Origin of the sequence: Parvibaculum sp. (genome assembly GCF_030694575.1) — a bacterium.
Lineage (GTDB): Bacteria > Pseudomonadota > Alphaproteobacteria > Parvibaculales > Parvibaculaceae > Parvibaculum.
Genome location: NZ_JAUYUS010000070.1, coordinates 1 through 3,711, shown reverse-complemented (window position 1 = coordinate 3,711; position 3,711 = coordinate 1). Strand labels below are relative to the sequence as shown.

Sequence of the window (3,711 nt, the reverse complement as noted above, 5' to 3'; positions counted from 1 at the left end):
GTGCCCTCGTGGCTGTCCAGAGGGCGCACCGTGTCTGCAGGGGCCGCACCATCCCTCACGGAGGGGATGTCGCTCTTCTCCTCCTCCTCTCCCGCCTCTGTGGCCTCCTCGTGGCCGTCGTGTACCTCTGGCACACCAGCTGCCTGTTCCCACCGATCTTCCTGCTCCTCGAGGCCAGGCACCAGCAGCGCGATGTGAGGGGGCATGCCCTCGCGCCGTCGTGGTTCCTCTGGCTCGGGAGTTGGGGGTCGTTCTGGCTCCTCTTCCTGTCCAGGCTCATCCTCCCTCTGCTCGCGGAGCTCGCCCATCTGACGCTTGCGCTCCGTGAACGCCGCGTCTTTGAGCGCCTCAAGAGCAGAGGAGAGGACCCCGCGCACCTTGGTCTGTTTGGCATCAGCCGACTCGCCCTCAGAGGCTGCCACGGCCACTGCAGCAGCTCGAACGCGCTGCAGCACTGCCATGGCGGCCCCTGCAGGGATCGCCGGCCCTGTCGTGTCACTGGGTTGTGAGAGCGTGAGGCTGATCTCGCCCTCTCCCCCAGTGCCCCGAGCAGCAGCCTGTCGGACCAGGGCGTGCACCTGGGCCACCTCGCGCTCACTGAGGGGCTGCTCGACTGGGTGCAGCTCCCTCATCTGCCTCGCCACCTCCACCGACATGGGCACGGGTGGCTGTGGGTTGGCGAGCACGTTGGCGGCGTCAGAGATGCGCCCTAGGTGGACGAGGTGTTGCGCCCGCGTTGTGGCCCACTCGTGCACGTCCTCCTCGCTGGGCTCGTGCATGAGCTCGTCCAGGAGGAAGTAGGCAGGCCCTGCCCGTCGCTGTGCGACGGTGTCCTCGCCTTCCTTGGCCTCCTGAGCGCCCCTGCCTTTCTTTTGCGCATACTTGGCAGGGATGGCCAGCAACCGCAGCCAGGCCTGGGCCAGAGCGTGCGAGCTGCAGGTAGGCGTGTCATCCTGTCCTGCAGCAAGCACGATGGCCTCCAGCTGCTGCACGAACTCGCGTCGTGCGTCCTGCAGCTGGGACTGGGCGATGAGCGGGGTCAGCTGAGGCCCCAGACCCATCGCGCCAGCCAGACCTGTCGTGTCGGGGTGTACCTGGTCGCCACCTCCCGGATCGATGAGCCTGTGCACCATGTCCTCCCACCTCAGCAGTTCCTCACTGGGTCCAGCACGCATAGTGGCGAGGTCGGGCAGGGGCTCTCGCCCCTGCTGCCGTGCTCCTCGCTCCTCGCGCCCTGGACCAGCGGGTCGTGTTGTGGAGGTGAGGCCCTGCTGGCGCATGTAGGCCCACACAGCCACGTCCCCTGGCCCTCGCTGCTTCGCCCAGGTGGTGAGCAGACTGGCTGCGCTGCCCACCTTGGGGCGCCACGTTGCACGTGCCATGATGTTCGTGGCACGGCAGTTGTGCAAGTGGACGCCCACGATCGAGAGGGGCAGCCCGCAGTCGTCGCAGGCCACCATCTCGAGGGCACGCAGCAGGCCAGCCGCTGCAGACACCTTGATGGGCTCCATCATGGCGTGGCCGCCTGCACAGACGTCCTCGACCTTGTGGTTGCCCACGAGGTGTCGGCGCCATGCCTTGCGCTGCTCCGCGTTCTGTGCATTGTGAGGTCGTTGGTTGTACGCGCAGCCGCGGCAGGGGCAGGCCATGTGTTCGAGTTGGAGGGCCCTAGGAGGAGGGAATCGGTCCATGGGAGGTGCAGGCTGCTCCTCCCCTTCCTCCTCCTGTGTGGCTGGGATGGGAGACGTGTCTCGGCTGGGATCGGGGTCAGGTACGTTTCGAGCATGTGGAGTGCGTGTTGGAGGCTGTGTGTGCGCTCGGTGACGTGTTGTGGAGGTGTTGTGTGATGTTGCACGGCCACGTGTGCCTGCAGGCCCACCCTGTGTGGCTCCCCGAGCAGTTCGTTGCTGCTCAGACCCCTCATCGCGCAGGGGATCAGGAGTCGGTGACCCTTGCTGGGTCTCCTGGGAGTCTGGGCGGGCTGCTGGGCCCGTGGACCGCACGTTTCTCCGCGTGATAGCCCTGGTGTTGGTGTGTGTTGCTGCCTGTCGGGGTGTTTCTCGCCTGGTTTCGCGGTTTTCGCGGCCTGATTGCGCGCGTCTGGACATGTTTCGCGTGACACGCACATCGGGCTCGAAATCCGCGTCGGAGGATGACTCGGAGGACGGCTCAAAGGAAGTTGTCGACGAGTCGGCGCCGATCGCGTGCGACAGGCTATCATCGTCAATTTCATGGGAGCTGCACCGACCGGGCGATTGATCGTTGGGGTGTCGGTTAGACAAACGAAAGTGGCCGTTTTGGGTGTTTCGAGGTGCACTTTCGACCATTTCGCAAGTTGCACTTTCCATCCTTGACCCCCCTTCCGAACGATTTTCACACTCACCAAATGCGATGCCCGTCTCGCTGGCATCCGCATCGGCCGAATTGTGATCATCACTTTCGGAATGCATCCCATGCATGATCGAACGCGTTGTAGTGGTCGGGCGAGGTCGGGGTCGCGTTTCGGATGGCGAATCTCGGGTCGGAATCGTGTGTAGGTCGCCGCCGTCTCCAGGCGGTGCGTCCGTCGCTCGATTTCCGATCCGATTTTCGGCCGACGACTCTGAAACAATTCCGAAGCCTCTGGAAACCGTACTCCCGAGCTCGCGGACCATCTGGCGCGCGCGAGCTCGCGTAACGGGTCCATCGGCTGACTCGGGAGCTTCGGAATCGCCTTCCGCGGTGACGGCTCCGGCACCTCGACTCTGGGAACCTCGCTCCAACGCCGAACGCGATATCTCAGCAACCGCTGCCTCCCGCGCCGATTCAAGGGCATCGAAATGCGCATCTGACCCGCGCGCATCCGAATCTACCTGTCCCGGGGCGGTCAGGTGGGCCTGCGGAGCCTCCGAACCACGAACACCCGTCTCGCGCTGCGAACGCGATAACTCCGGAACCACTGGCCGCACCGCCGATCCGAAAATACCAAGATGCGCGTCTCGGCCGCGCGCATCCGTACATACCCTTATCGGCGCCTAGTTAGGGTTAGGTTTTACTCCAGAAAGCTGACCTGTGCGCTGCAGAGAGGCACTGGCCGAACCCTTCCAGTGGTCTGTCTTATTAGCCATCCTTGGTAGGCTGTGTGAGTAGCTTCGTGCAAGTCGCTGGGGATCCCCTCGAGTCAGGAGACTGTCCGATACCGTTTCATTAAGTATTGTGTCGACGAAGCGTGCTACGTAACGAATTCGAAAGCGAGATGAACGAAACTTTCACGATGAATTCTCAAATGTACGTTCTACATTTTGACATCAAACCCTAACGTATTACTGCACTCAATCATGAGATCGAAACCGATGAAGGAGATGTGCGAAATACACTAAATATGGATTGCTTTATGTCAACACTACTACACAGTTTTGAACAAAAAAATAGCAACGAGGTCTAATTCCGAAAGCGAAAACGACCTGGCAAAGCGTCACGCTAGATCACTAGCATAAATTCTCCACGAATTGGCAAAGGCGGCACCAAATCCAGCCTCAAGTCTCCCGATCACGGCATATATCAAGGAAAGAGGTTCAGATACTGTGGGCCGAAAAACGTAGGTCTGTGTGTGTGCGCGTGTGTGAGTGTGAGTGCGCGTGCGTGTGTGTGTGTGCGTGTGTGTGTGTGTGTGTGTGTGTGTGTGTGTGTGTGTGTGTATGTGTGTGTGTGTGTGTTTGTGTATGTGTGTGT

At 61.6% G+C, this 3,711-nt stretch carries 1 protein-coding gene; it reads right to left on the bottom strand.

Annotated elements, in window-relative coordinates; translation table 11 throughout:
- On the bottom strand, positions 1–1,514 hold a 1,514-nt coding region (locus tag Q8S60_RS10605), incomplete at its 3' end, for a hypothetical protein (protein WP_305668513.1).
- Between the last annotated feature and the right edge of the window lie 2,197 nt (positions 1,515–3,711).